Annotated in this window: 27 protein-coding genes and 1 pseudogene; 19 read left to right on the forward strand and 9 right to left on the reverse strand. The window is 70.6% G+C overall.

Annotation, left to right across the window (positions count from 1 at the left end; genetic code table 11):
* Positions 1–118 precede the first annotated feature (118 nt).
* The 17 genes and pseudogenes from ACO2Q0_RS06765 (at position 119) to ACO2Q0_RS06845 (ending at position 13,388) form a co-directional block, all read left to right on the forward strand.
* Complete coding sequence (locus tag ACO2Q0_RS06765; RefSeq protein ID WP_423350738.1) at positions 119–541, forward strand: MAPEG family protein; 423 nt, start codon at positions 119–121, stop codon at positions 539–541.
* Positions 542–564: 23 nt separating this feature from the next.
* On the forward strand, positions 565–726 hold the full coding sequence (locus ACO2Q0_RS06770; protein ID WP_423350739.1) for a hypothetical protein: 162 nt from the start codon (positions 565–567) through the stop codon (positions 724–726).
* Positions 727–863: 137 nt separating this feature from the next.
* A pseudogene (gene rplU, locus ACO2Q0_RS06775) lies at positions 864–1,358 on the forward strand (50S ribosomal protein L21); the annotation flags it as partial.
* Between the two features lie 218 nt (positions 1,359–1,576).
* The gene (rpmA, locus tag ACO2Q0_RS06780) at positions 1,577–1,852 is read left to right on the forward strand and encodes a 50S ribosomal protein L27 (RefSeq protein WP_423350740.1); all 276 of its coding nucleotides are present in this window, start codon (positions 1,577–1,579) and stop codon (positions 1,850–1,852) included.
* A gap of 133 nt (positions 1,853–1,985) precedes the next feature.
* Positions 1,986–2,510: a GNAT family N-acetyltransferase gene (locus tag ACO2Q0_RS06785; protein WP_423350741.1), complete on the forward strand. Its 525-nt coding sequence runs from the start codon at positions 1,986–1,988 to the stop codon at positions 2,508–2,510.
* Between the two features lie 34 nt (positions 2,511–2,544).
* A complete protein-coding gene (locus ACO2Q0_RS06790) occupies positions 2,545–3,114 on the forward strand; it encodes a biotin transporter BioY (protein ID WP_423350742.1) in 570 nt (189 codons plus the stop codon).
* Positions 3,111–4,154: a GTPase ObgE gene (obgE, locus tag ACO2Q0_RS06795; protein WP_423350743.1), complete on the forward strand. Its 1,044-nt coding sequence runs from the start codon at positions 3,111–3,113 to the stop codon at positions 4,152–4,154. Before ACO2Q0_RS06790 ends, obgE begins: the two co-directional genes overlap by 4 nt.
* Complete coding sequence (proB, locus tag ACO2Q0_RS06800) at positions 4,154–5,281, forward strand: glutamate 5-kinase (RefSeq protein ID WP_423350744.1); 1,128 nt, start codon at positions 4,154–4,156, stop codon at positions 5,279–5,281. The genes obgE and proB overlap by 1 nt, the downstream gene beginning before the upstream one ends.
* A gap of 16 nt (positions 5,282–5,297) precedes the next feature.
* On the forward strand, positions 5,298–6,860 hold the full coding sequence (locus ACO2Q0_RS06805; RefSeq protein WP_423350745.1) for an aldehyde dehydrogenase family protein: 1,563 nt from the start codon (positions 5,298–5,300) through the stop codon (positions 6,858–6,860).
* An 8-nt stretch (positions 6,861–6,868) separates the two neighbouring features.
* A complete protein-coding gene (locus tag ACO2Q0_RS06810; RefSeq protein ID WP_423351573.1) occupies positions 6,869–7,528 on the forward strand; it encodes a nicotinate-nucleotide adenylyltransferase in 660 nt (219 codons plus the stop codon).
* Positions 7,529–7,580: 52 nt separating this feature from the next.
* Complete coding sequence (rsfS, locus tag ACO2Q0_RS06815) at positions 7,581–8,030, forward strand: ribosome silencing factor (protein WP_423350746.1); 450 nt, start codon at positions 7,581–7,583, stop codon at positions 8,028–8,030.
* On the forward strand, positions 8,027–8,491 hold the full coding sequence (rlmH, locus tag ACO2Q0_RS06820; protein ID WP_423350747.1) for a 23S rRNA (pseudouridine(1915)-N(3))-methyltransferase RlmH: 465 nt from the start codon (positions 8,027–8,029) through the stop codon (positions 8,489–8,491). The genes rsfS and rlmH overlap by 4 nt, the downstream gene beginning before the upstream one ends.
* The gene (locus tag ACO2Q0_RS06825; protein ID WP_423350748.1) at positions 8,492–9,340 is read left to right on the forward strand and encodes a murein hydrolase activator EnvC family protein; all 849 of its coding nucleotides are present in this window, start codon (positions 8,492–8,494) and stop codon (positions 9,338–9,340) included.
* A 76-nt stretch (positions 9,341–9,416) separates the two neighbouring features.
* Positions 9,417–10,811: a S41 family peptidase gene (locus ACO2Q0_RS06830; RefSeq protein WP_423350749.1), complete on the forward strand. Its 1,395-nt coding sequence runs from the start codon at positions 9,417–9,419 to the stop codon at positions 10,809–10,811.
* Positions 10,812–10,942: 131 nt separating this feature from the next.
* Positions 10,943–12,067, forward strand: a complete 1,125-nt coding sequence (locus ACO2Q0_RS06835) for a divergent polysaccharide deacetylase family protein (protein WP_423350750.1) — start codon at positions 10,943–10,945, stop codon at positions 12,065–12,067.
* Positions 12,064–12,561: an RNA pyrophosphohydrolase gene (locus ACO2Q0_RS06840; protein ID WP_423350751.1), complete on the forward strand. Its 498-nt coding sequence runs from the start codon at positions 12,064–12,066 to the stop codon at positions 12,559–12,561. The genes ACO2Q0_RS06835 and ACO2Q0_RS06840 overlap by 4 nt, the downstream gene beginning before the upstream one ends.
* A 74-nt stretch (positions 12,562–12,635) precedes the next feature.
* Entirely contained in the window at positions 12,636–13,388 is a 753-nt protein-coding gene (locus ACO2Q0_RS06845) for an alpha/beta fold hydrolase (RefSeq protein WP_423350752.1), read from the forward strand.
* On the opposite strand, the gene sugE is transcribed toward ACO2Q0_RS06845, so the two are convergent.
* The 7 genes from sugE to ACO2Q0_RS06880 all read right to left on the reverse strand — a co-directional run bounded on the left by sugE (position 13,385) and on the right by ACO2Q0_RS06880 (position 19,388).
* Positions 13,385–13,708 carry a quaternary ammonium compound efflux SMR transporter SugE gene (gene sugE, locus ACO2Q0_RS06850; RefSeq protein WP_423350753.1) on the reverse strand — a complete coding sequence of 108 codons (324 nt, stop codon included), beginning with the start codon at positions 13,706–13,708 and terminating at the stop codon, positions 13,385–13,387. The genes ACO2Q0_RS06845 and sugE overlap by 4 nt on opposite strands.
* Before the next feature lie 82 nt (positions 13,709–13,790).
* Positions 13,791–14,468, reverse strand: a complete 678-nt coding sequence (locus ACO2Q0_RS06855) for a hypothetical protein (protein ID WP_423350754.1) — start codon at positions 14,466–14,468, stop codon at positions 13,791–13,793.
* Positions 14,469–14,570: 102 nt separating this feature from the next.
* A complete protein-coding gene (locus ACO2Q0_RS06860; protein WP_423350755.1) occupies positions 14,571–14,834 on the reverse strand; it encodes an ATP synthase F1 subunit epsilon in 264 nt (87 codons plus the stop codon).
* Positions 14,835–14,840: 6 nt separating this feature from the next.
* The gene (gene atpD, locus ACO2Q0_RS06865; RefSeq protein WP_423350756.1) at positions 14,841–16,373 is read right to left on the reverse strand and encodes a F0F1 ATP synthase subunit beta; all 1,533 of its coding nucleotides are present in this window, start codon (positions 16,371–16,373) and stop codon (positions 14,841–14,843) included.
* 18 nt (positions 16,374–16,391) lie between these two features.
* On the reverse strand, positions 16,392–17,264 hold the full coding sequence (locus ACO2Q0_RS06870; protein WP_423350757.1) for a F0F1 ATP synthase subunit gamma: 873 nt from the start codon (positions 17,262–17,264) through the stop codon (positions 16,392–16,394).
* 31 nt (positions 17,265–17,295) lie between these two features.
* Complete coding sequence (atpA, locus tag ACO2Q0_RS06875; protein WP_423350758.1) at positions 17,296–18,828, reverse strand: F0F1 ATP synthase subunit alpha; 1,533 nt, start codon at positions 18,826–18,828, stop codon at positions 17,296–17,298.
* 5 nt (positions 18,829–18,833) lie between these two features.
* Positions 18,834–19,388: a F0F1 ATP synthase subunit delta gene (locus ACO2Q0_RS06880; RefSeq protein WP_423350759.1), complete on the reverse strand. Its 555-nt coding sequence runs from the start codon at positions 19,386–19,388 to the stop codon at positions 18,834–18,836.
* Between the two features lie 456 nt (positions 19,389–19,844).
* Between ACO2Q0_RS06880 and ACO2Q0_RS06885 the strand changes: the two genes are divergently transcribed.
* Positions 19,845–22,721, forward strand: coding sequence for a type I secretion C-terminal target domain-containing protein (locus tag ACO2Q0_RS06885; protein WP_423350760.1), 2,877 nt, complete (start codon positions 19,845–19,847; stop codon positions 22,719–22,721).
* Between the two features lie 77 nt (positions 22,722–22,798).
* Here the strand turns inward: ACO2Q0_RS06885 and ACO2Q0_RS06890 are convergent, their stop codons facing one another.
* Positions 22,799–23,140, reverse strand: coding sequence for a CC_3452 family protein (locus ACO2Q0_RS06890; protein ID WP_423350761.1), 342 nt, complete (start codon positions 23,138–23,140; stop codon positions 22,799–22,801).
* A 328-nt stretch (positions 23,141–23,468) separates the two neighbouring features.
* Here ACO2Q0_RS06890 and ACO2Q0_RS06895 point away from each other — a divergent pair, with 328 nt between their 5' ends.
* Positions 23,469–25,460, forward strand: coding sequence for a transglycosylase domain-containing protein (locus ACO2Q0_RS06895; protein WP_423350762.1), 1,992 nt, complete (start codon positions 23,469–23,471; stop codon positions 25,458–25,460).
* Positions 25,461–25,469: 9 nt separating this feature from the next.
* Here the strand turns inward: ACO2Q0_RS06895 and ACO2Q0_RS06900 are convergent, their stop codons facing one another.
* A complete protein-coding gene (locus ACO2Q0_RS06900) occupies positions 25,470–26,207 on the reverse strand; it encodes a M48 family metallopeptidase (protein WP_423350763.1) in 738 nt (245 codons plus the stop codon).
* Between the last annotated feature and the right edge of the window lie 6 nt (positions 26,208–26,213).

Below are 26,213 nucleotides of genomic sequence, written 5' to 3' on the forward strand. Positions count from 1 at the left end.
CCGGCTTAAGGCCCCGCCCGGCCCGCGGGAAGGGCCGGTTCGCGCGCCGCTGGCCACGGCCAGGCTTTTCGGGCCATCCTCGCCGCCTCGAAGACGCGTCTGGGGAGGGACGCCTGCGATGGAAACCACGACGATCCTCGCGCCCGTGGTGGCGCTGGTCCTCTGGTCGCTGGTCATGTGGCTGTGGCTCTACGCCACCCGCATCCCGGCCATGCGGAAGGCCAAGGTCCCGCTCGACCCGAACATCACCACGGCCGAGCTCGCAGCCAAGGTGCCGCCGAACGTCCGGTGGAAGGCCGACAACTACAACCACCTGATGGAGCAGCCGACCATCTTCTACGCCACGGCCCTGGCGCTCGCCGTGGCCGGGGCGGGCGAAGGGCTGAACGCCTGGCTGGCCTGGGCCTATGTCGCGCTCCGCGTGGTCCACAGCCTGGTGCAGGCCACGGCCAACGTGATCATGGTCCGCTTCCTGGTCTTCATGGCCGCGTCCGTCGTCCTGACGGTGCTGGCCATCCGGGCGGCGATGGTCGTGTTCTGACCCAAACGTGCTAGGTCGGCGGGATGAGCAACCCTCCCGCCGACGAAACCCCGATCCAGAAGGCGCTGCGGCTGAAGAAGGCCGCCCAGGCCGCGCAGCAGCGCCCGGGCGCCAAGCTGCCGAACGAGCGGGCCGCCGCGCACGCCTCGTCGTCGAAATCCAAGCCTTGGATGAAGCGGGGATAGGCGGCGAGACGCGCTCGCCTGACCGCCCGCCGTTGACTCGGCGGGCTTCCGCTGTATAACCGCGCCTCCTCGCTCGTGAGCCCTGCTCGCGGGCGCGAACACGCTTTCAATCAAGAAGAAATACAAAGGCGCGAATGATGTACGCGGTGATCAAGACCGGCGGCAAGCAATACCGGGTCCAGCCCGGCGACCTGCTGATCGTCGAAAAGCTGGACGGTGAGCCGGGCGCGAACGTCGCCTTCGGCGAAGTGCTGATGCTGGGCGACGGCGACGCCGTCACGGTCGGCGCCCCCGTCGTGGAAGGCGCCTCGGTCGCCGCGACCCTGATCGAAACCCGCAAGGGCGAGAAGGTTAAGATCTTCAAGAAGATCCGCCGCCAGGGCTATCGCCGCACCCGCGGTCACCGCCAGGCCGAGACGGTCCTGCGCGTCACCGGCATCACCGCCGGCGGCAAGGAGACCAAGTGGGACGGCACGGTGGACCTGACCACCAAGGCCGAACTGGACGCCCGCGCCCGCGGCTTCGACTTCGCCACGCTGAACAAGCCGAAGAAGGCCGCCGCGGCCGCTGAAGCCGCTCCGGCTCCGAAGGCCGCCGCCAAGAAGGCCGCTCCGAAGGCGAAGACCGCCGAGGAAGTCGCCGCCGATCCGGCGGTGAAGGAAGCCATGGCGTCCGCCGAAACGAACGCCCCGGTCGAAACCGAAGCCAAGCAAACGCGCGCGCCGAAGAAGGCCGCCGCCCCGAAGGCCGAAGGTGAAGCCAAGAAGCCGGCCGCCAAGAAGGCGGCCAAGAAGGATGACGGCGCCGCCGAGTAATCGGTAGCGTCCTCTAGAGAGAGCAGGAGCACACAATGGCTCACAAGAAATCTGGCGGCTCCTCGCGCAACGGGCGCGATTCCGCGGGCCGCCGTCTCGGCGTGAAGAAGTTCGGCGGCGAAGCCATCAACGCCGGCAGCATCATCGTGCGTCAGCGCGGCACCAAGTTCTGGCCGGGCGAAGGCGTGGGCATGGGCAAGGACCATACCCTTTTCGCGCTCGTCACCGGCGCGGTGAAATTCGTCACCAAGCGCAACAACCGTACCTACGCGACGGTGGTGCCGGCGACCGAGGTGATTGCTGCCGAATAGGCGGAACCCCTCCAACCGGTTCCGCCCATCCAACTGAGGCGGACCGGAGAAGACGATCCTAGCGGGGAGTCCGGTCAGCCGGGCTCCCCGCTTTCGTTTTGGGCCCCGCGAGAGGGTCCGGGAGGGTAGAGAGATGTGTGCGATCGAAACGACGCCGGTCATCCAGACGGACAGGCTGATCCTGCGCCGCCCGGTGATCTCGGACGCCGGCGAGCTGTGCCAGCTGGCCAACGATCTCGGCGTAGCCGGCATGCTCTCGACCATGCCCTATCCATACGCCCCGAAAGACGCCGACGAGTTCCTCGGGCGCGAGGCGAACTGGCGCGAGCCGAACTTCGCCATCGAGCACAGGGAGTTCGGCTTCATCGGCATGATCGGCTTCTCCGAAAAGGAGCCCGGCCGCCCCGAGGTCGGCTACTGGCTGGGCCGTCCCTTCTGGGGGCGCGGCTACGCCACGGAGGCGCTGGGCGGCGCGCTCGGCTGGATGAAGTCGGGATGGCGCCGCAAGGTCGTCTGGGCCGGGCACTTCAGCGACAACCGCGCCTCGGGCCAGGTGCTGGTGAAGGCCGGCTTCCTCTACACCGGCGACGTGGTGCTGCAGGACTGTCTGGCGCGCGGGCAGAAGGTCCCGTCGCGCAAGATGGTCTGGCTGGCCTAAGGCGAACGGCGTTCCCGTGCTAAGCGCTAAGCCCATGACCTCCGCCCTGCCGCTGTTGCCGTCCGCCGCGTCCTTCTGGGCGCGGCTGATCGCGGTCGTGGCGGGCGCGGGCGTCATGGCGCTGGCCTCCCAGGTCGCCCTGCCGGCGCCCGTCGCGCCCATCACGCTGCAGACCTATGCGCTGTTCGTGATGAGCGGGGTGCTGGGCGGGTCGCTGACGCTCCGGGCCGTGCTGATCTGGCTGGCGGCGGCGGCGCTCGGCGCCCCCGTGCTCGCCGAGGGCGCGGGCGGACCGGACGCGCTTTTTGGGCCGACCCAAGGCTATCTGTTCGGCATGGCGGTGGCCGGCGGGCTCGCGGGCTACGCCGTTCAGCGCCGGTCGGACTGGGCGACGCTGCTCGCAGCCTTTCTCATCGGCCACGCCCTCGTGCTGGCGATCGGCTTCCTGGGGCTGCTCGACCGCATGGACGCCGGCTCGGCCTTCCGCGGCGGCGTGCTGCCGTTCCTGCCCGGCGCGGTGGTCAAAACCCTGGCGGCGGCGGCCACCCTGAAGGCGCTCGGGGTGGCGTTCGCCCGCAGAGCCGGGCTAGAGGCAGGCGAATGAAGTTCCTCGACCAGGTGAAGATCTATGCCCGCTCGGGCGCGGGCGGCGGCGGGGCCGTCTCGTTCCGGCGCGAGAAGTACATCGAGTACGGCGGCCCCGACGGCGGCGACGGCGGCCGCGGCGGCGATGTGTGGATCGAGGCGGTCGAGGGGCTGAACACCCTCATCGACTACCGCTACCAGCAGCACTTCAAGGCCGGCACCGGCGTGCACGGCATGGGCCGCAACCGCCACGGCGCGGCCGGCGAGGACGTGGTGCTGAAGGTCCCCGTGGGCACCGAGGTGCTGGACGAGGACAAGAACCTGATCGTCGACATGGACGAGCCGGGCAAACGCTTCCTGCTGCTGAAGGGCGGCAACGGCGGCTTCGGCAACACCCATTTCAAGGGCCCGGTGAACCAGGCGCCCCGCCACGCCAATCCCGGCCTGCCCGGCGAGGAGATGGCGCTGTGGCTGCGCCTGAAGCTGATCGCCGACGTCGGCCTGGTGGGCCTGCCGAACGCCGGCAAGTCGACCTTCCTGGCCGCCGCCAGCGCGGCCAAGCCCAAGATCGCCGACTATCCCTTCACCACGCTCGCGCCGAACCTTGGCGTCGTCGACCTCTCGGTGGGCGAGCGTTTCGTGCTGGCCGACATCCCGGGCCTGATCGAGGGCGCGCACGAGGGCGCCGGCATCGGCACGCGCTTCCTGGGCCACATCGAGCGCACGGCGGTGCTCATCCACCTGGTCGACGGGACACAGGAGGACATCGTCGGCGCGTGGCGGACGGTGCGCCACGAACTCGAGGCCTATGGCGAGGACCTGGCCGACAAGCCCGAGATCCTGGCGCTGAACAAGATCGACGCCCTGGACGACGAGATGCGCGCCGAGAAACAGGCCGAACTCGCCAGGGCGGCCGGCGCGCCGGTGCGGCTGGTCTCGGGCTTCACCGGCGAGTTCGTCACCGAGCTGCTGCGCGAGGCCTATGCCCTGGTGCGCCAGCGCAAGGCCGAGGCCGCCGAAGAGGCTCAGGCGCAATCCTCCGAGGGCTGGCAGCCCTGATGGAGCTGTCGTCGGCCAGGCGCGTGGTGGTGAAGGTCGGCTCGGCCCTGCTGGTCGGGCCCGACGGCGCCGCCCATTCCGGCTGGCTGGCCGACTTCGCCGCCGACGTGGCCCGGCTGCGGGCGCGGGGCCAGCAGGTGGTGGTGGTGAGTTCGGGCGCGGTGGCGCTCGGCCGACGCCGCCTCGGGCTGGCCAAGCGCGCCCTGACGCTCCCCGAGAAGCAGGCCGCCGCCGCGGCGGGTCAGTCCGCGCTGATGCGGGCCTGGGAGACGGCGCTGGAGCCGCACGGCGCGGTCTGCGCCCAGGTGCTCCTGACCCGCGACGACACCGAGGTCCGCCGCCGCTGGCTGAACGCCCGGGCGACGGTGGAAACCTTGCTTGCGCTGGGCGTGGTCCCGGTGGTGAACGAGAACGACACCGTCGTCACCGAGGAGATCCGGTATGGCGACAACGACCGGCTGGCGGCGCGCGTGGCGCAGCTGGTGGGAGCCGACGCCCTGGCGCTGCTGTCCGACGTCGACGGGCTCTACACCGCCGACCCGCGCAAGGACCCCGGAGCCCGGCACATCGCCCGCGTCCCCCGCCTGACGCCCGAGATCGAGGCGATGGCCGGCGGGGCGAACGCCGAGGGCGGCGTCGGAACTGGCGGCATGGCCACCAAGATCGCCGCCGCCCGCATCGCCGCGGCCAGCGGCTGCGCGACGATCATCACCGTGGGCAGCCGCAAGGCGCCGCTCGCCGCCGTCGAGGCCGGCGAACGCGCCACGGTCATCGAGCCGGCCACCACGCCGGCCGCAGCCTACAAGGCCTGGATCGCCGGCAGCCTCGCCCCGGCCGGCGTGCTGACCGTCGATGCGGGCGCGGCGGCGGCCGTGCAGAAGGGCAAGAGCCTGCTGGCGGCGGGCGTCCGCCAGGTGGAAGGCCGCTTCGACAAGGGCGACGCGGTCATCGTCCGGGACGAAGCGGGCCGTGAGATCGCCCGCGGCCTGACGCGCTACGAGGCCGAGGACGCGCGCCGGATCTGCGGCCTGAAGTCCGAGGCCATCGAGGACGCTCTGGGCTACACCTCCGGCCCGATGGTGCATGCGGACGATCTCGCTCTGGCCCAGGCCGCGCCGGCGGAGTAAGGCTCATCTTGAGCATATGGGGTCGGCGGTGGACGACGGCGGAACGAGCATGCGGGGCGCGGCCCGGCTGGAGGCCTTGAGCCCCGGCCAGCCGATCCCGTTCGGCGGCGACCGCGTGGCCTATGTGACGCCCGAGCTGGCGGCCGCCTTCAAGGCCGGCGACCGGCTGCTGACGGCCGACGGCGCCCTGCTCCACGTCCCCGCCGCCGAGCACGCCCTCGTGGAGGCCGCGGTCGGGCGCGCGGCGACCGCCTTCGCCCGCATGGGCGAGGTGACGGACTCCGCCATCAGCGCCTTCTTCGAGGCTTTCGCCGCACGCTTCGCCGATGACGCGGTGTGGGCGGGCATCGCCGAAGCCAACGTCCGGGATGTGGACGCCGCCAGGGCGCGGGGCCGCTCCACCACGCGGCTCCAGGTCTCCGAGACCATGCGCGCCGACATGGTCGCAGGCCTGCGGGCCTGGGCAGGCGCGCCGGCCTCGCGCGGCCGGGTGCTGGAGCGGATCGAGCATGCCGGCTGGACGGTCGAACAGGTGGTCGCGCCGCTGGGCGTCCTCGGCTTCGTTTTCGAGGGCCGGCCGAACGTCTTCGCCGACGCCACCGGCGTGATCCGCACCGGCAACACCGTCGTCTTCCGCATCGGCTCCGACGCCTTGGGCACCGCCCGGGCCATCGTGGCGCTGGCGCTCGAGCCCGCGCTCGCCGACGCCGGCCTTCCCGAGGGCGCGGCCGTGCTGGTCGACTCCGCCGCCCACGCGGCGGGCTGGGCCATGTTCGCGGACAGCCGCCTGTCTCTGGCGGTCGCGCGCGGCTCGGGCCCCGCCGTCGCCCAGCTCGGCGCCATCGCCCGGCAGGCGGGCACGCCGGTCAGCCTGCACGGCACGGGCGGCGCGTGGATGGTGGCCGGCGAGGCCGCCGACGCCGAACGGTTCTACGCCGCCGCCTACCACTCGCTGGACCGCAAGGTCTGCAACACCCTCAACGTCTGCTGCATCGTGGAGGCCCGCGCCGACGCCCTGGTCCCGGTGTTCCTGCAGGCGCTGACCGCCGCGGGCGAGCGGCGCAAGGGCTGCAAGCTGCACGTCGCGGAGAAGGACTTCGACCGGCTGCCTTCGGCCTGGCGCACGGCCCGCGCCACGGTGGTCCGCGCCGAGGGGCCGCGCGAAGAGGCCCTGGCCGAACCCCTCGCCGACGCCGACCTCGGCCGCGAGTGGGAGTGGGAGGAGACGCCCGAGGTCAGCCTCCGGATCGTTCGCGACGAGGCCGAGGCCGTGGCGCTGTTCAACCGCTACAGCCCGCATTTCGTCGCCACCCTGATCTCCGAGGACGCCGAGGCCCACAGGCGGTTCTTCGCCGCCGTCGACGCGCCGTTCGTCGGCGACGGCTTCACCCGCTGGGTGGACGGGCAGTACGCCCTGAACCGCCCGGAACTCGGCCTGTCGAACTGGGAGCACGGCCGCCTGTTCGCCCGCGCGGGCGTCCTGGCCGGCGACGGCGTGTTCACGGTGCGCAGCCGCGTGGCCCAGGCCGATCCCCACCTCGACCGCGCCGGCGCGCCGACGCCGCAGAGACAGCCTTGAGCGGCCGCATGTGGTTCGCAGGCCCCGCGCGGCGGGCCCCCGCGGCGGGCCGGCCGGCGGCGCTTCGGGTCGGGTTCCGCCTGGAGCGCGGCATGCGGGTCGGCCTGTTCGGGGGCTCGTTCAATCCGCCGCACGAGGGCCACGCCCACGTCGCCGAGACGGCCAAGCGGCGGCTGAACCTGGATCGGGTGATCTGGCTGGTCTCGCCGCAGAACCCGCTCAAGTCGCGCCACGAGACCGCCGACCTCGCCGAGCGGATGGCGCAGGCCGCCGCCGTTGCGCGCGGACCGGGCATGATCGTCTCCGACCTCGAAACGCGATTGGGGTCGGCCTACACCATCGACACCATCCGCTGGCTCAAGGCCCGTTATCCGGGCGTGAAGTTCGTCTGGATCATGGGCGCCGACAGCCTGGCGACCTTCCATCGCTGGCGCGGCTGGACGCAGATCATGCGCGAGGTGCCGGTCGCGGTGGTCTCGCGCCCGTGGATTTCGCTGAAGAGCCGGTTCTCGCCCGCCGCCCGCCGTTTCGCCTCGCGGCGTCTCCCCGCGCACCAGGTCCGCACCCTCGCAGACCGGACCCCTCCGGCGTGGGCGTTCCTGTTCGGCCGCTTCAACTTCCTGTCGTCGACGCTGCTTCGGGAACGACTGCGCCGCTCCCGCTCTTGATGTGATCGCGAGACCGGCTGACCGGGCGGCTCGCCCGTGCTAGGGTCTTTGATTGAGCGAGGACACCAAAGGAGCAACCCCGCTGCAACGTGAACCCGCGCCTAGTGCGCACGAGGCGCCGGCGTCCGCCGCCGACACCTCCTCGGACGACCAGGGTCCCATCGGCGCCCTGGAGGACCTGATCCTGGCCCGCCTGGACGAAGACAAGGCGCAGGACGTCGTACTCATCGACCTCAAGGGCAAGAGCCCCGTGGCCGACGCGCTCGTCGTGGCGTCCGGCCGGTCGCAGCGCCATGTCGGCGCCATGGCCGACCACCTGCTGCGCGCGCTGAAGGAGGCCGGCTACGGCAAGTGCCGGGTCGAGGGCATGCCCCATGCCGACTGGGTCCTGATCGATACGGGCGACGTGATCGTCCACCTCTTCCGGCCCGAAGTCCGAGCCTTCTACAACATCGAGAAGATCTGGTCGGTTGAGACCGGCGGCCACCGCGCCGCCAATTGAAGATCGCCATCGTCGCGATCGGGCGGCTGCCGCGCTCTCCGGAGACGGAGCTCGTGAAGCTCTATCTCGAACGAGCGACCAACGCGGGGCGCTCCCTGGGACTCGGCCCCGTGGAGGTGGTGGAGGTCGAAAGCCGCAAGCCCGGCAAGGGGGCGGAGGCCGAGGCGCTCGGGGCGCATCTCGCCGACAGTCACGTGATCGCCTGCGACGAACGGGGAAGGGCGCGGCCGTCTCGCGCCTTCGCCGACGAGATCGCCACCCTCAGGGATCGCGGCGTGCGGCGGCTGGTGTTCCTGATCGGCGGGGCCGACGGCCTCGATCCGGACCTCGTGGCGGAGGCCGACAGCAAGCTCGCCTTCGGGCCCCAGACCTGGCCGCATGCGCTGGCCCGCGCCATGCTGGCCGAACAGGTCTATCGTGCGGTCTCAATTCTGGCGGGTTCCCCTTATCATAGGGATTAGATGCACGGTCGGATCCTTCTTGTAGGAACCCTGGCGGCGGCGGCGCTCTCGGTCGTCGCGGCGGCGGCGACCAGCGACCGGCTACAACGCCTCAACCTGGCCGAGACCGAGATTTCCGCCGATCAGGCGGCGACCCGCCACCAGCTCGCCCGGCTGCTCTCGGTGCTGGAGCAGCTTGAACGCGATCCGCCGCCCGCCCTGCTGGTCTCGCCCAGCGACGCCAAGGACGCGGTGCGCGCAGCCATACTGGTGAAGGCGGTGACGCCGGAACTGCAGGTCCGCGCCAGGACCTACGCCCAGGACGCCGGAGAGGTGATGCGCCAACGCCGGCTGGCCGCAGTGCAGAGCGAGGCCCTGTTCGAGCGCGAAAGCCTAGCCGCGGAGTCACTGCCCGAGCCGGAGTCGAACGCGGGCCTGGCCTTGCGGGGCGCCGTCCGGCCCCGCCCCGAGGACGCGCTGCGGGCGCCGGCGACCCTGTTGGCGCCGGCCGCCGGGCCGATCGTCCGGCGGTTCGGCGAGCCCCTGGCCGGCGGGGGACGGGCCAACGGCGTCACCCTGGCGGTGGGGCGCGCCGCAAGGGTGATCAGCCCCGGCGAAGGCGTGGTGCAATATGTCGGCCCCGTGAAGGGCTGGGGCGTCATCGTGATTTTAAGACTAGCGGGCGGCTATCATCTCGTGTTGGCTGGCCTCGAAAGAACATCGGTCCAGGCCGGACAATCCGTCGCGGCGGGGCAGCCTGTCGGTTGGGCCCCCGATGGTCGACAATCGACTTCGGAACTCTATCTGGAGGTCCGGGAGCAGGGTTCGCCGGTCGATCCGGACCGGTGGTTGAACAAAAGAGCGGGCTGAACGCTGCTGTAAGGGAAGCGTCCGGGGGCCTGTCAGAACGCGGCGAGCACCGCGAAAGGGGAGCCTGAGGAAGGCGATGAAGAAGTACCTCCTGATCGGCGCGTCCGCGTTCGTCCTGGGCGCCGGATCCATGGCCTACGTCAGCCAGCAGGCGATCGCCTCGGCCGAGCCGCGAGCCAAGACCTACCGGATGCTGGGCCTGTTCGGCGACGTGCTGAACACGGTCGAGAACCAGTACGTGACCGACGTCGACGACACCAAGCTGATCCAGGCGGCCATCGACGGCATGCTGACGTCGCTGGATCCTCACTCGGGCTACCTCGATCCCGCGGACTTCGACGACATGCGCGATCAGACGCGCGGCGAGTACGGCGGCCTGGGCATCGAGGTCAGCAGCGAAGACGGCGTGGTCAAGGTGATCTCGCCCATGGACGGCACACCGGCCTTCAAGGCGGGGATCAAGGCCGGCGACTACATCACCGCCGTGAACGGCGAGAGCGTGCTTGGGCTGTCGGTCAACGACGCGGTCAAGCAGATGCGCGGCCGGCCCGGCGAGGCCGTGACCCTGACCATCGCCCGTGAGAAGTCCGACCCGTTCGACGTGAAGCTGGTGCGCGAGGTCATCAAGCCGAAGTCGGCGACCGCGCGGATGGAAGGCGACTACGGCCTGCTGCGCGTGGCGAGCTTCAACGAGAAGACGACCGACGAGGCGGAAGAGGCCTTCGCCGAGCTGCGCGCCAAGAACCCGAACATGAAGGGTCTGATCCTCGACCTCCGGAACAACCCGGGCGGCCTGCTCGACCAGGCGGTCGGCGTGTCGGACCTGTTCCTCGAAGGCGGCGAGATCGTCAGCCAGCGCGGCCGCGATCCGCGCGACGTGGAGCGGTACAACGCGCGCCCGGGCGACATCACCAACGGCCTGCCGATGGTGGTGCTGATCAACTCGGGCTCGGCGTCGGCGGCGGAAATCGTGGCGGGCGCCCTCCAGGACCGCAAGCGCGCGGAACTGGTCGGCCTGACCAGCTTCGGCAAGGGCTCCGTTCAGACCGTGATCCCGCTGCGCGGCGGCATCGACGGGGCCCTGAAGCTGACGACGGCGCGCTACTACACCCCGGCCGGGCGCTCCATCCAGAAGACCGGCATCGAACCGGACCTGGAAGTGGCGCTGACCCGTGACGAGGCCCAGGCGATCGCCAACCGCAGCTACCAGTTCTCGGAGGCCTCCTTCCGCAACGCGCTGAACGCCGACGAGGGCAAGGTGCGCCGCGGGGCCCATGAGCCGGCCGAGGCGCCGCCCGAGGCCTTCGACGAGAAGAAGGACTTCCAGATCGCCCGGGCGCAGGACGTGCTGAAGTACGGCTCGGTCGCCCAGACGCCGAAGCTGCCCAAGCCGCAGCCGAAGCTCGCCAGCATCGTGGCCAAGGACAAGGTGGCCGTCGTGAAGCCGCCGGCGACCACGACCCAGAAATAAGGCCGGTCAGCCACCGGCAGGCGAAGGGCGGCTCCCTCGGGCGCCGCCCTTTTCCTTTGCGGCCGCGGGCTTCTGGTTGATGCGGCGTTAACCATGTTGCGGGAGGCTCCTGGGCGAAGGAGCGTCCGCCCGTGGCGAACATCGCACTGCCGCAGATCAAGGCCCCCGCCATCAACCTGGGCGGCCTGCTGAAGAGCCCCTTCGTCGGCGTGGGGGCGGCCGCCGTGCTTTTCGTGGGCGCTGCGTTTGCGCTGCTGCAGATGCTGGGGCCGCTGGACGGCGGCGGCGGCCATGCGCGGCAGTCGCTCGACGAGGTCCTCCGCGCCGCTCCGCCGGGGTGGCGCGAGGCCCTGAAGCCCCTGCACGGCCCGGCGACGCCGCAGCCCGACGTGTTGCGGCTGTCGGAACGCCCGCTGGCGCCCATGGCCGGCGCGGGCTTCAACGGGCCGGCCTCGCCTCCGGTCCGGTCGCTGGCCGGCGGCGCGCTGCCGCCCGCTCCGATTGCCGGCTTCTTCGCGCCGGGCCCCGGTGGCCCGTTGCCCATCATCGCCCAGGACGGCCGCACGCCGGCCCAGGCCTATGCCCGCCCCTTCACGTCCAACGGCCGGCCGAAGATCGGGCTCGTGGTCGGCGGGCTTGGACTCAACGCGCGCGCGACCCGCCAGGCCATCGAGACCCTGCGCCCCGAGATCACCCTGTCCTTCGTGGTCTATGCCGAGGGCCTGCAGGGCTGGATCGACATGGCCCGCGCTCACGGCCACGAGGTGCTGCTGGAAGCCCCGCTGGAGCCGCTGGACTATCCTGACAACGACCCCGGCCCCTACACCCTGATGACCGACGCCTCGCCGCCGGAGACGGTGAAGAAGCTGGAATGGATCCTCTCGCGGGCGACGGGATACTTTGGCCTGACCAACTATCTGGGCTCCCGCTTCCTCGCCGACGACCGGGCCTATGAGGCGCTGGCCAGTTCGTTGCGGGCGCGCGGCCTGGCGTTCGTGGACGACGGCTCGGCGGTGCGCCGCGGCGGGAACCTGCCCCGCGCCACGGCCGAGCGGGTGATCGACGACCAGCTTTCGGCCGGCGCCATCGACCAGCAGCTGCTCGCGCTGGAGGCCGGCGCCCTGCAACGCGGCCAGGCCCTGGGTTCGGGCTTCGCCTATCCCGTCACGCTCGAGACGGTTGCGCGGTGGGCCGGCGAGGTGGAACAGAGGGGCTATCAGTTGGCGCCCGCCTCCGCCCTTACGACCCGCCAATGACCGACCTTTCGCTGTACCGCCCCAACGTCGGGGTGGTGCTGTTCCATCCCGACGGCCGCGCCTGGCTCGGCCGCCGCGCCGGCACGCCGCCGCCGCACAACTGGCAGTTCCCGCAGGGCGGCGTGGACGACGGCGAGGACCTGGAGGCCGCGGCGCGCCGCGAACTGGCCGAGGAGACGGGGGCGACCCGCGTCACCTACCTCGCCCGCACCGACGGCTGGCTGACCTACGATTTCCCGCCGCTGGTGGGCGAGGCGCTGCGGCGGGGCTGGAAAGGTCAGCGGCAGGTGTGGTTCGCCTTCCGCTTCGACGGCTCGGAGGATGAGTTCGACCTCGCCGCCCACCACCAGCCCGAGTTCGACGAATGGCGCTGGGGCTACCTCGCCGAGGCGCCCGGACTGATCGTGCCGTTCAAGCGGCCGACCTACGAACAGGTTGCCCAGGCGTTCGCGCCGCTCGCGGCGCCGATGCCGGCGAACAAGCGCGACAACTGAAACCCTCGACCGCCCGGCCGTGTTTGCGGCTACACTGTCCCTCAGAGCAATGGCTCCGGGGGGAGCGAGGCTTGATGACCACGGCGGTAATGGTCCACGGCGCGTTCTGCGGCGGCTGGGCTTTCGAATATTTCCGGGAGCCGTTCGAGGCGGCGGGCTGGCGCGTGCTCGCGCCGGACCTGCGCGGCCATGGCGACGGCGAGGCGGTGGCGGGCCTCTCCATGGAGGACTACGCGCGCGACCTGGAGCGGCTGTGCGCGGATCTCGCCGAGCCGCCGGTGCTGATCGGACACTCGATGGGCGGGCTGGTCTGCCAGATGGCGGCCCGGCGCATCCGGCCGAGCGCCATGGTCCTGCTCGCGCCGTCGCCGCCCTGGGGCGTGACGGGCGCCAGCGTGGAGGAGGCGATCACCGCCGCCGCCGTCGGCCTGCTGGACCCGTTCTGGTCCGGCGCGGTGGATCCCGACCGCGCCCTGATGCGCCGTCACAGCCTGGACCGGGTGCCGGCGCCCTACCGCGACGCGGTGCTCGCGCGGGTGCGGCCGGAGAGCGCCCGGGCGCTGCGCGAGGTGCTGAACTGGTGGATGGACCCCTTCATGACGACCAGCGTCGGTGCAGGCCCGCTGCCCGTCCCCACCCTGATCGTCGCCGGCGGGCGCGATCAGGTCCACCCCGCGGCTACGGCTCGCCGCACCGCCGAGCGCATCGGCGCCGCCTATCGCGAGGCCGCGGAGATGAGCCACTGGCTGGTCGCCGAACCGGAATGGGCGCAGGTGGCGGCGCTGGCGCTCGACTGGCTGGACGGTGAGCGCCGCGCGGCCGCCTAGGACGTCTTGGTCAGCAGCTTGAGTCCGAGAATGCCGGAGAGGATCAGGCCGACGCAGACGAGGCGCGCCACCGTCGCCGGCTCCTTGAACAAGACGATCCCCAGGATGACGGTGCCGGCCGCGCCGATCCCGGTCCAGACCGCATAGGCGGTGCCCAGCGGCAGGCTGCGCACGGCGACGCCCAGCAGGCCCATGCTCGCGGCGAGGCTGACGGCGGTGAACACCGTGGGTCCCAGGCGCGTGAAGCCTTCCGTGTACTTCAGGCCGACGGCCCAGCCGATCTCGAACAGGCCGGCGATGAACAGGACGACCCAGGCCATGCGAGGCCTCCTTCTTGCGACGGAGGTCGTCCTCCCGGGGAGAGGATCGCGCCGGGGTCGTCCCCGGCGCGCCGCGCCGCGCCTAGAGCTTGCGTTCCTGGTACTGGAAGGTGGCCAAGTCGTAGCCGCGGTTGACCGGGCTGTCGTCCGGCTTGCGAACCGTGGAGATGTTCAGGCCGATCGACTGGGCCGAGGACAGGTGCTCCCACGAGCGGCGGACACGCTTCAGGCCATCCGGATCGACCGGCTGGGTGTAGTTGGCGGTCGGGTCCAGCGGCGGCTGCTGCACGAAGGCGTAGATGTTCAGCGCCGAGGTGATCGGCGCGTCCTGGCCCTGGGCGAACCGGATCTCGCCGAAGCAGACGTCCTTGTTCGAGCCCTGGGGGTAGAGGACGATCTGGTAGGTCTTCGCGCCGCCGAGCGGCTTGGCCCACGTCTGGTCGCGGCGGTTCTGCTTGAAGCCGTTGGCCTTGGCCAGGTCGTCGAACTTGCCGCCGCGGACGGCCGGCTTGCAGACGTTGTCGATCACCGAGATCAGCGCCGCGCCGTCGCCGGTGGTGGGCAGGCTGGGCGGAGCCTGCGGGGCGGCCGCGGCAGGCGCGGCGGGCTGTTCGGCGGCCGGAGCCGGAGCAGCGGCCGGAGCCGGAGCGGCCGTGGCGGCCGGAGCGGCGGGTTGCGCGGCGGGCTGGGCCGGATCCTGGGCGCTGGCGGCGGTGGCCAGGCCGGCGGCGAGGACCAGGCTGGAGATGGCGAGACGCATGGACAGAGTTCCCCTGACTTCAGGCCGCGCATAAAACGTGAGCGGGGCGCCGGAGGCAAGGCCCGACGGCGCCCAACTCAAGGCGATTTTACCTCTGTCGTTTTATGCCGCTTCCGAAGCGTGCTCGGCGAGGATGGTGAGGCCTTCCGGCGTCACGTCGGCGAAGCCGCCGCGGACGTCGTACACCGTCACCTTGCCGTCGTGATGCACCCGGACCTGGCCTTCCTTCAGCGCCGTCATGAACGGCGCGTGGTTGGCCAGCACCCCGAAGTCGCCTTCGGAGCCCGGCGCGTCCACCTGGTCCACGAGCCCGGCGAAGAGCTCGCGTTCCGGGGACACCAGCGAGAAGTGGAGCTTGTCGGCCATCTTGCCTTACGCTTCCGACGCCAGCTTCTCGGCCTTGGCGACGGCCTCTTCGATGGCGCCGACCATGTAGAAGGCGGCTTCCGGCAGGTGGTCGTACTCGCCGTCGCAGATCGCCTTGAACGAGCGGATCGTGTCCTTCAGCTCGACGAAGGCGCCGGGCGTGTTGGTGAACTGCTCGGCGACGTGGAACGGCTGCGACAGGAAGCGCTGGATCTTACGGGCGCGGGCGACCGTCAGCTTGTCCTCTTCCGACAGCTCGTCCATGCCCAGGATGGCGATGATGTCCTTCAGCGCCTTGTACTGCTGCAGGATCTCCTGCGTGCGGCGGGCGACCTGGTAGTGCTCTTCGCCGATCACCAGCGGGTCCATGATCCGCGAGGTGGAGTCCAGCGGGTCCACGGCCGGGAAGATGGCCTGGGCGGCGATGTCGCGCGACAGCACGGTCGTGGCGTCCAGGTGGGCGAACGAGGTAGCGGGCGCCGGGTCGGTCAGGTCGTCGGCGGGCACGTAGATGGCCTGGACCGAGGTGATCGAGCCCTTGTTGGTCGAGGTGATCCGCTCCTGCAGGTTGCCCATCTCGGTGGCCAGCGTCGGCTGATAGCCCACGGCCGAGGGGATGCGGCCCAGCAGAGCCGACACTTCCGCGCCGGCCTGGGTGAAGCGGAAGATGTTGTCGACGAACAGCAGCACGTCCTTGCCTTCCACGTCGCGGAAGTACTCGGCCTGGGTCAGGCCGGTCAGGGCGACGCGGGCGCGGGCGCCCGGCGGCTCGTTCATCTGGCCGTACACGAGGGCGCACTTGGAGCCTTCGGTCGCGCCGTTGTTCTTCTTCGGGTCCACGTTCACGTTGGACTCGATCATCTCGTGGTAGAGGTCGTTCCCTTCACGGGTCCGCTCGCCCACGCCGGCCAGCACGGAGTAACCGCCGTACGCCTTGGCGATGTTGTTGATCAGCTCCTGCATCGTCACGGTCTTGCCGACGCCGGCGCCGCCGAACAGGCCGATCTTGCCGCCCTTGGTGTAGGGGCACATCAGGTCGATGACCTTGATGCCCGTGACGAGCACTTCGGCCGAGGTCGACTGCTCCGCGAAGCTCGGGGCCTCGCGGTGGATGGGCGAATATTCGGTGGTGTTGATCGGGCCGGCCTCGTCGATCGGCTCGCCGATGACGTTCATGATCCGGCCGAGCGTGCCCGGGCCCACCGGCACGCGGATCGAGGCGCCGGTGTCGACCACGGGCTGGCCGCGGGTGAGGCCCTCGGTGGTGTCCATGGCGATGGTGCGGACGGTGTTCTCGCCCAGGTGCTGGGCGACTTCCAGCACGAGGCGGAACGGCGCGCCGGTCCGCTGGTCGGTGTTGGAGGTTTCCAGCGCGTTCATGATCGCCGGCAGGTGGCCGGTGAACTCCACGTCGACGACGGCGCCGATGACCTGGACGATCTTGCCGGTGGCGACGGCTTGCGCGGCCGGGACTTGCGGCGCGGCGGCCTTCTTGGCGGGAGCCTTGCGGGCGGGCTTCTTGGCGGGAGCTTCAGACATGTCGGGCTCTTTCGGTGACTAGAGCGCCTCGGCGCCGGAGATGATCTCGATCAGCTCCTTGGTGATCTGCGCCTGGCGTGAGCGGTTGTACTGCAGGGTGAGGCTGGCGATCATGTCGCCGGCATTGCGGGTGGCGTTGTCCATCGCCGTCATCTGCGCGGCGAAGAACCCGGCCTGGTTTTCGAGGGTGGCCGAGAAGAGCTGGGTCGTGACGTTGCGCGGCAGCAGCGTCTCGAGGATCTCCTCCTCGCCCGGCTCGTACTCATAGACCGCGCCCTTCAGGTCGAGCGGCGCCTGGCCCCCGCCCACTTCCGCGGGGATGAGCTGGCGCGTGGTCGGAACCTGCGTCACCACCGACTTGAAGCTGGAATAGATCAGGTGGACGGTGTCCACCTCGCCCGCCTCGAACATCTCCTGGATCTTCGTGGAGACCTCTTCGGCCACGGCCAGCGAAGGATTGCCGCCCGCCTCGTAGGTGGCGATCAGGCGATCGCCCGCCAGGCGGCGCAGCTGGTCGCGGGCCTTGCGGCCGATGGTCAGGACGCGGACGTCCTTGCCCTCGGCCGACAGCGAATTGATCTTCTCGCGCGCGGCGCGGACGATCGAAGAGTTGAACCCGCCCGCGAGGCCGCGGTCCGAGGTCGCCACCACCACCAGGTGGCGGCGGTCCGAGCCCGTGCCGGCCAGCAGCTTCGGCGCGCCGTCGCCGGACACGCCGGCGGCCAGGTTGCCGATCACCGCGGCCATCCGCTGGGCGTACGGACGCGCGTTCTGGGCGGCGTCCTGCGCCTTCCGCAGCTTGGCCGCAGCGACCATCTGCATCGCCTTCGTGATCTTCTGCGTGGCTTTCACGCTTCCGATCCGATTGCGCATCTCCTTGAGGCTGGCCATCGCCGGCTACTCGCTCCCGGTCAGATCAGCTTCAGGCGAAGGTTTCGGCGAAGGCGGCCAGGGCCGACTTCAGCTTGTCTTCGACCGGGCCGAGATCCTTCTTGGTGCGGATCGTGTCGAGGATGTCCTGGTGCTTGGCGTGCATGTGGCTGAGCAGCTCGGACTCGAAGCGGCCGACCTGGGCGGTCGGGACCTTGTCGAGGTAGCCGCGGGTGCCGGCGTAGACGCTGACGACCTGCTCTTCCACCGACAGCGGCGAGTACTGCGGCTGCTTCAGGAGCTCGGTCAGGCGCTCGCCGCGGGCCAGCTGGCGCTGGGTGGCGACGTCGAGGTCCGAACCGAACTTCGCGAAGGCGGCCATTTCCCGATACTGGGCGAGCTCGCCCTTGATCGGGCCAGCCGCGGTCTTCATCGCCTTGATCTGGGCCGAGGAGCCCACGCGCGACACCGAGATGCCGACGTTCACCGCCGGGCGGATGCCCTGGAAGAACAGGTCGGTCTCGAGGAAGATCTGGCCGTCGGTGATCGAGATCACGTTCGTCGGGATGTAGGCCGACACGTCGTTGGCCTGCGTCTCGATGATCGGCAGGGCGGTCAGCGAGCCCAGGCCGTTGTCCTCGTTCAGCTTCGCGGCGCGCTCCAGCAGGCGCGAGTGCAGGTAGAACACGTCGCCCGGATAGGCTTCGCGGCCCGGCGGACGCCGCAGCAGCAGCGACATCTGGCGATAGGCGACGGCCTGCTTGGACAGGTCGTCATAGATGATCACGGCGTGCATGCCGTTGTCGCGGAACCACTCGCCCATGGCGCAGCCGGCGAACGGGGCCAGGAACTGCAGCGGGGCCGGCTCCGAGGCCGTGGCCGACACGACGATGGTGTACTCGAGGGCGCCGCGCTCCTCGAGCGTCTTCACGATCTGGGCGACGGTCGAGCGCTTCTGACCGATGGCCACGTAGATGCAGTAGAGCTTCTGGCTCTCGTCGCCGCCGGCGTTGATCTGCTTCTGGTTCAGGATGGTGTCGATGGCGACGGCGGTCTTGCCGGTCTGACGGTCGCCGATGATCAGCTCGCGCTGGCCGCGGCCGACCGGGATCAGGGTGTCGATCGCCTTCAGGCCGGTCTGCACGGGCTCGTGCACCGACTTGCGCGGGATGATGCCCGGAGCCTTCACGTCCACGCGGCGGCGTTCGGCCACGTTCTGGATCGGGCCCTTGCCGTCGATCGGCTCGCCCAGCGGGTTCACGACCCGGCCCAGCAGGCCCTTGCCGACCGGCACGTCCACGATTTCGCCGAGGCGGCGGACTTCGTCGCCTTCGCGGATGGCGCGGTCTTCGCCGAAGATCACGATGCCGACGTTGTCGCGCTCGAGGTTCAGGGCCATGCCCTTCACGCCGGCCGAGGGGAACTCGACCATCTCGCCGGCCTGCACGTTGTCGAGGCCGTAGACGCGGGCGATGCCGTCACCCACCGACAGCACGGAGCCGACGTCCGAAACGTCGGCTTCCTCGCCGAAGTTGGCGATCTGGGACTTCAGGATGGCCGAAATCTCGGCGGCGCGGATATCCATGGGCTTTACGCTCTCTTGAGGGCGAACTTGAGGGAGTCGAGCTTCGAGCGGAGCGAAGCGTCGAACAGACGGGAACCGACCTTCACCTTGATGCCGCCCAGCAGGGACGGATCGACGCGGGTCGTGATTTCAGGGTCCTTGCCGAGCGCCTGGCGGAGCGCCGCGGCCACGCCCTTGGCCTGGGCGGAGGACAGGGGAAGGGCGGTGACCACCTCGGCCGACACCGCGCCGCGCGCCGCGGCCGCCAGACGCTCGAAGCCGGCGATCGCTTCCGGCAGGGCGGAGGCGCGGCCGTTGGCGGCCACCAGGCCCAGGAACTTCTGGGTCGTGGGGCTGAAGCGCGCCTTGGCGGAGATCGCCGCCAGGCCCTTGCGCTTGTCCTCGGCGCTGAACGCCGGCGAGACCAGCAGCGTGCGCAGGTCCTTGCTGTCGGCGATCGCCGCCTTCAGGGACTTCAGGTCGGCCTCGACGGCGCGCACCTGGTTCTGTTCGTTCGCGAGGTCGAAGAGGGCCTGGGCATATCTGCCGCCCACATTCGATGCCTTGGAGTCGTCCGCCACTTAAAACTCGCCCGGTGCGTGTCATGAGCCGCTAGCGGAGCTTCCGTTGCGGCACTAAAAGCTTGAAAGCGCTTGAAAAAGGCACAACGAGCCAAAAGCCCGAAAGGCCCCTGGCCCAAAGCCGCGCGCCTACTAGCACGCGATCTTTTGCGCCGCAACCGAGGGGGCCCCGGCCGACGGCTTTTCTGTCCGACGACGGCGCCGCGGGGGCCGTACGCCCGGCGACCTTGGGCATAACACGCGAGCGTGAACCTACGCCGCAGGAACAGACCGCAGTTTCAAAGGGTTGGTGGTCGCTGCCGGGGACTGGCGCCGCGGCGGCCCGCGAACGTGCGCCGTCGGGGAGCGCGACGCGGCTGGTCCTCGGAGTCGCATATGTCCTTGAAGAGTTTCACCGGCGCTCGGGCGAAGGCCTGCGGCGAACGTCCGCTCCTGCACGTGGCGGAGGGCTGAACCATGGCCGGGACCATCCCCACCATCTCCATCGCCTCGGTTCCCGGAGGCCAGATCGGGGTCTCCGAAACCGGCCTGCCCGGCGGAAGCCAGGCCGGCCAGGCGCGCACCTCGGGCAGCTGGACCTTCACGATCAACGCCCCGGACGGCGTCGACGACCTGACCGTCGGAGGCTATCGCGCGATCACGGACGGCGTCTTCACCGCAGGTTCCATCGCCTTCGGGCCGGGCGTGCTCTCGGTGACCGGCTACAACCCGGCCGACGGATCCGTCACCGCCGCCTTCGAGATCACCTCGCCGTATCACAGCCCTCAGGCCGGGCCGCAGCAGCGCTACGGCGATTTCCTGAGCGCGCCGATCACGTTGAGCGATCGCGACGGCGACCATGCCCAGGCCAGCCTGGGCATCCAGATCCGCGACGACGAGACCCTGACGCTCAGCCAGGACAGCGCCACCGCGGTCGCTGGCGGCGCGGCAGTCACCGGCAATCTCATCACCGGCGGAACGCCCGACGTCTTCACCGCTGACGGCTTCGCAGGCGTCACGCGCATCGGCCGCATCGACGGCGCCTGGGTCTCCAAGGACGCCTCCGGCGCCTTCGTCTACCAGGGTCAATACGGAACGGTGACCGTCAGCGGGGCCGGCGACTACAGCTATGTCGCGCGGGCGGACGCGCCGGCCGGCTCCGTCGAACACATCACCTACTGGGCCGCGGACGGCGACGGCGACGAGGCGTACTCGTGGCTGCACATCCAGGTGCAGGGCGGCTCCAGCAGTTCGCCCGCAGAGGGACAGACGATCACCTCCCCCGGCCCGAACTCCACGCTGGCCGGCGGGGCGGGGGCCGACACCCTGACCGCCAGCCAGGGCGGCGACACGATCACCACCGGCGCCGGCGCCGACGTCCTGGTGCTGAAGGGCGCGCCGTGGTCGCCGCACGAGGTGAAGGACTTCACGCTCGGAACCGACAAGCTGGACTTCCAGGCCCTGAGCAGCGTCTACGGCGGCTCGGACCCCGTCCGCGACCGCTACATCACCTTCCTCGACGACGGCGCCGGCGGGACAAAGGTGCTCTACGACTGGGACGGCGCGGGCTCCCAGCAGCAGTGGCCCAGCTACGTCCTGCATCTGCAGGGCGTGTCGGCGCAGGGCCTGACGTGGACCGCGCTCGCCAATCCCGGCGGCGCCCCGCCGCCGGCCGACAGCCAGCCGTCGATCTCCGCCAATGCGGACGGGACCGGCGCGCTCGTCGTCACCGTCAGCGACGCCAACATCGCCAACGGCACCAATCCCGACGCCGCGGCCCTGACGCGCAGCGGCTTCATCTATCTGCGCGCCACCGATGGGATCGACGACTTCACGGTCAACCAGACCGCCGTGATCCGCGACGGCGCGTTCACCGCCGCGACGCTGACCTCGACTTACGGCAACGAGCTGCGCTTCACGTCCTTTGACGCCGCGACGGGCGCGCTCGCCTACAGCTACGTCCACAAGTACGCCAAGTCGCACTTCGAACCGGCGCCGGGCCAGGAGACCTCCGTCCTGGTCGAAGGCTTCAACCTGGTGCTGACCGACCGCGACGGCGACCGGGCCAACGTGGGCCTCCAGGCCCGCATCGAGGATGACAGGCCGATCACCCGCGACGACGCCGACACGGTGACCGCCGGCACGACGACGCCGGCCACCGGCAACGTCGTCACTGACGCGTCGGAGGGCGATTCGGGAGACGGCGACAGCGGCCGTGACCTGCGGGGGGCCGACCAGTCGAACCCCTATGGCGTCGCCTCGGTCAACATGGGGACCTCGAACGTCGGCTACGCGTCGAACGGGCAGTGGCAGCTGAACGGCCAGTACGGGACGCTGAAGCTCGGGATCGTCGGGGACTACACCTACACCCCGTTCAGCGGCGTGGCCGCGGGCGCGGTCGACACCTTCACCTACTATCTCAAGGACACCGACGGGACGCCGCCGGTTCCGGGCAAGCTGACCATCACCTTCACAGGCGGCGGCACGGGCGGCGGAAGCCCCGGCGGCGGGCAGACGATCGTCTCGCCCGGCCCGAACTCGACGTTGAACGGCGGCGACGGCGCGGACACGATCACCGCCGGCCAGGGCGGCGACGTCATTACCGGCGGCGCCGGCGCGGACTGGTTCGTGTTCAACAAGAACCCCTGGTCGCCGCACACGATCAAGGACTTCCACGTCGGCGAGGACAAGCTCGACCTGTCGGCCATGCTGCAGGCCGCGCGCTACACGGGAACGGACCCGGTGGCCGACAAGTACGTCTGGCTGCAGGACGACGGCGCGGGCGGCCTGAACGTGCTGTTCGACTGGGACGGCGCAGGACCCAATCCGCAGTGGCCGAACTTCCTCGCGAAGCTGGAAGGGGTCTCGGCGTCCACCACGACCTGGGCCCAGCTCACCGGCGGCGGCACGGGCGGGACCGCGGAACCGCCTCCTCCGCCTCCGCCCCCAGGCGGCGGCCAGACCATCACCTCGACCGGGCCGGGGGCGACGCTGACCGGCGGCGCGGGCGCCGACACGCTGGTCTCAAGCCGCGGCCAGGACGTGCTGACCGGCGGGGGCGGCGCGGACCACTTCGTCTTCAATCAGGAGAACTGGGCTCCGGCCCGGATCACCGACTTCGAGGACGGCGTCGACCGGATCGACATCCGCGGCATGCTGGACGCGGTGGGCTACACCGGGAGCGACCCGTTCGCGGCCGGCTATCTGAAGCTGATCGACGACGGCGCCGGGGGAACCAAGGTGCTGTTCGACAGCGACGCGGGCGGCCCCAATCCGCAGTGGCCCAACTACGTCTTCCAGGTGGAGAAGGTCGCGCCGTCCGCCCTCGGCGCATCGGACTGGATCTTCCAGTAGCCGGAAAAGAAAACCCCGCCGGCGGCGCCGGCGGGGCTGAGGCGACAGAGCTCGACTAGAGAGAGCTGCTGGGAGACTTACTGCTTCGCGAGCTGCGTACCGTCGGCCTTGGCCACGGCCTTGCTGTTGCAGTCGGCGAGCTTGGCGTCTTCGAGCGACTTGCGGCCCGCGAACGACGACACGGCGCCGACCTTCGAAGCGATGGTCTTGCAGGTCGCGGTGGCGAAGGTCTGCGAGGTGGGGGCCGTCGCCACGCAGGCGTCGGCTTCGCAGACGAACATCGCGCCGCCGGCGATGAACTTGGTCTTTTCGGCGACCGGAGCTTGCAGCTTCGCGGTCACGGCGTCGGCGGCGAAGGCAGAGCCGGCGGCCAGGGTGGTCAGGGCGGCGCAGGCGGCCGCAAGGGTACGGAGCTTCATCGAGAGCCCTCCAGCGTTTCGGGGAGTGGCGGCGTCCCTGCTCGAAGACGCCGGCCCCTTCCGCCGCGTGGGTTCGCCGCGGGTATCCCCACCCGCAGCGCACGACGAACTGAGCAACGTAAAGATAACGGTGTTAAGATCAGCTGCGCAACCGCTATTTGCGCAACGTTGCTATGCGGGAATGCAGAGCTGGCGTCCCCGGGAGCCGATGGACGGCGGCGGAGCCGGCGACGTTCACATCCCGTCAATCTTGTTTGGCGTTCCGTGCGCCTGGGATATGGCAGGGGCCAGAGCTGGGGCGGCTCCGAACGGTTAGGACGACGCTGAGATGGCCAATGCGGGACAGGGTGGTCGCGGACCCCGGCCGCCCCGGGAGAAGCGTTCGCCGCTGCAGGCGCTGATCTACTGGGTGCTGGTCCTCGGCGTCTGGGGCCTGATCTTCCTGGTGGCGTTCTTCGCGGTGTTCGCGGTCGACCTGCCGGACACCTCCAGCCTCTACGACGTGAAGCGCCAGCCTTCGGTCTCGTATCTGGACCGCTCGGGGGCCCTGGTGGCGGTGCGCGGCAGCCAGTACGCCCCGCCCGTCGACCTGGACCGCCTGCCCGAGTACGTGCCCGAGGCCTTCATCGCCATCGAGGACCGCTGGTACTACTGGCACTTCGGCTTCAACCCCTGGGGCATCGTCCGCAGCCAGATCTACAACATGCGGCGCGAGAGCGGCCCGCTGCGCGGCGGCTCGACCATCACCCAGCAGCTGGCGCGCAACCTGTTCCTGACGCCCAGCCAGAACTATCGCCGCAAGGCGCAGGAGCTGATCCTGGCCGTGTGGCTGGAGGCGCGGTTCTCCAAGAAGCAGATCCTCGAGCTCTATCTGAACCGGGTCTATTTCGGCGCCGGCGCCTACGGCATCGAGGCCGCCTCCCAGCGCTATTTCGGCAAGCCGGCCGAGCGGCTGACCCTGGGCGAAGCCGCCCTGCTGGCCGGCATGATGAAGGGCCCGTCGCGGTATTCTCCCGTATCGGCCACGGATCGGGCCGCGCGTCGCGCCACCGTCGTGCTCGACAAGATGGTCGAGGCGAAGTTCATCACCCCGCAGGAGCGCGAGGCCGCCTTCCGCACCAAGGTTCGCGTGAACCCGGTGCTGGCCAACCAGCGGGCGCAGTACTTCACCGACTGGGTCGACGATCAGGTCCGCAGCCTGGTGGGCGAGCCCACCGAGGATCTGGTGGTGGAGACCACCCTCGACCTGCCGCTGCAGGCGGCCGCCGAGCAGGCCGTCCAGCGCGGCGTCGCCGCCGCCAAGGGCCAGGGCGTGGAGCAGGGCGCGCTCGTCTCCATCGACGGAGAGGGCCGCGTCCGGGCCTATGTGGGCGGCACCAACTATCTGCAGACCCAGTTCGACCGGGCGACGATGGCAAGGCGGCAGGCGGGTTCCGCGTTCAAGCCGTTCGTCTACCTGGCCGCCATGGAGGCGGGCCGCACGCCCGATACGCCGGTCGTCGACGAGCCGGTGAAGATCGGCAATTGGGAGCCGCGCAACTACACCGGCGAGTACCTGGGCCCCATCAACCTTCAGACGGCGCTCGCCCAGTCGGTGAACACCGTCGCCGCACGGCTCGCCAACGAGGTCGGCACGTCGAACGTCGCGGCCGCCGCCCGCCGCCTGGGGATCACCTCGAACATCCAGCTCGATCCCTCCATGGCCCTTGGCGCCGTCGAGGTGAGCCCGCTGGAGATGGCCCAGGCCTATGCGCCGTTCGCCAACGGCGGCTTCCTCGCCAGGGGTTACGGTATCGAGCGGATCCGCACGTCGAGCGGCCGCGTGCTCTACGACCACAGCGTGGACCGGCCGCCGCGCCAGGCGGTGATCGGCCAGCCGGCGCTGGCCTACATGAACCAGATGATGCGGACCGTGATCGTCTCCGGCACGGGCACGCGGGCGAACGTCTCCGGCTACGACATCGCGGGCAAGACCGGCACCACCAGCGACTACCGCGACGCCTGGTTCGTCGGCTACACGGGCGGCTTCGTGACCGCCGTCTGGGTCGGCAAGGACGACAACAAGCCCATGCGCCGGGTGACCGGCGGCGGCGCGCCGGCCGGCATCTGGAAGGACTTCATGACCGCGGCCCTGCCCCGGCTGAAGGTGCAGCCCATCCCGGGCGGCATCGCGCCGGCGCCCGCCGAGCCCGACCCGATCGGCGACGTCATCGACGGCATCACCGACTTCTTCGGCGGCGACCGCGGCGAGGAGCCGAGGTCCGAGTTCGACGAGGGCCAGCCGCCGCCCCAGCGCCGCCGGGAAGAGGTTCCGTTCTAGCGGCCGATGCTACCGGCCGAAGGCGTGCAGCCGCGCGCCCTCGGCCCGCAGCCAGGCGCGATGTCGGCGCTCGTCGCCCACCAGACTGCGGACGTGCGCCCAGAAGCGCGGCCCGTGGTTCAGCTCCAGCAGATGGGCGCATTCGTGGGCGACCACGTAGTCGGCCACGTCGAAGGGCGCGAGCGCGAGGCGCCACGAATAGCGGATCGAGGCCGGCAGCCGTCCCGTCGCGGGACGGCACGAGCCCCAGCGCGACTTGGCGTCGGCGACCGTGACCTTCGGTACGGCCACGCCCAGGCGCTCGCAATGGAAGGCGGTGCGTTCGGCCAGCACCTCGGCCGCCTTGCGCTTGATCACGAGCATGACGGCCCGGGCGAAGCCCTCGCCCTCGCCCATGGCGGCGATGCGCGGGGTGGAGCCGTCCTCGGGCTCGATCCAGCGGGCGCGGCCGGCACCCTGCTCTAGCCGGACGGGCCGGCCCAGCACCTCGATGAGCTGCCCCGGCGCGAGCGGAGCGGCCTCGGGGAGTTCGGCCACGCGCTCGGCGATCCAGGCGGCGCGGTCGTGGGCGAAAGCGGCGGCCTCGGCGAGGCGGCGGGGGCTGGGCGCGGTGGCCACGATCTCGCGGCGCGTGCGGTCCAGGCGCAGCGACACGCGCCGCGCGCGGCGGTTCACCCGCAGGCGCACGACGGCGCCGGCGACCTGGAGTTCGTCTCCATCGTTGAAGGACGCGCGGAAGGGACCCACGCCCCT

Source organism: Phenylobacterium sp. VNQ135 (assembly GCF_049445735.1).
Classification (GTDB): Bacteria; Pseudomonadota; Alphaproteobacteria; order Caulobacterales; family Caulobacteraceae; genus Phenylobacterium.